The sequence below is a fragment of the Candidatus Termitispirillum reticulitermitis genome (genome assembly GCF_054655775.1).
Genome location: NZ_BAAIHG010000174.1, coordinates 1 through 955 on the forward strand (window position 1 = coordinate 1; position 955 = coordinate 955).

The window sequence follows — 955 nt, forward strand, 5'->3', positions numbered from 1 at the left end:
TCTGATGGCAATAGTTTTATCGCTATGAAGGGCAACGAGGTATTTAAGCGTGCTGTGCCCATGATGGCGGATTCTGGGGTTAAGGCATTATCGCGTAGTGGGCTTACGGGGCTTGAAGATATTGACTGGGTATTGCCTCATCAGGCGAACTACCGCATCATAAAGGCGGTGTCTGAGCGGTTGAACGTAGATATGGACAAGATGCTTGTGAATATTGAAACGCATGGCAATGTATCAGCTGCAACCATACCTGCACTGTTAGATGAAAATATTCGCAACGGCAAGATTAAACCGTGTGATAATTTGCTCTTGTGTGCGTTCGGCGGTGGCTGGACGTGGGGTGCATCGGTGTTGAGCCTCTAATAATTTAAGCTAAAATTGGAGATGTTTATATGGGTTTGAAGGCTGTAGTATTTCCTGGTCAAGGCTCTCAAAGTGTCGGTATGGGGTGCGACCTGTTAGAGACAGCTAGTGGCAAGTATTTTAAGGAGGCTGATGCAACGCTTGGCTACTCAATAAGCGATATAATGTTTAATGGGGGCGATGAAAAACTACGCCTCACTGAGAACACGCAGCCAGCGTTGTTGCTACATAGTGTTGCTCTGTGGAAACTATTAGAAGCGAAGTTCAAACCAGACTATTTTGCTGGGCACTCGTTGGGGGAATACTCTGCGCTGGTGGCTGCTGGCGGGCTTGAATTTATGGATGCTGTGAAAGCAGTCCACAAGCGAGGTTCGTTTATGCAATCTGCCGTGCCTGTGGGTGTTGGCGCAATGATGGCGGTGCTCGGCTCTAAGGACGAAGATGTGATTGCTGTCTGTAAGGAGGTATCTCGTCCCGATAGTATTGTTGAGCCTGCTAACTTTAATTCTGATGGGCAAGTTGTTGTAGCGGGGCATATTGCAGCATTGCAGCGGTTTGAGTTGGCGATGAAAGCAAATGGGGCGAAGCGTGT

The 955-nt window shown here is 48.1% G+C and carries 2 protein-coding genes; both read left to right on the top strand.

Annotation, left to right across the window (positions count from 1 at the left end; all coding sequences use genetic code 11):
- On the top strand, nt 1-363 hold a 363-nt coding region (locus AC1MDJ_RS08095; protein WP_479690406.1), incomplete at its 5' end, for a 3-oxoacyl-[acyl-carrier-protein] synthase III C-terminal domain-containing protein.
- A gap of 29 nt (nt 364-392) precedes the next feature.
- Nucleotides 393-955 (top strand): ACP S-malonyltransferase (locus tag AC1MDJ_RS08100; RefSeq protein ID WP_479690407.1); only part of this gene is annotated, 563 nt, incomplete at its 3' end.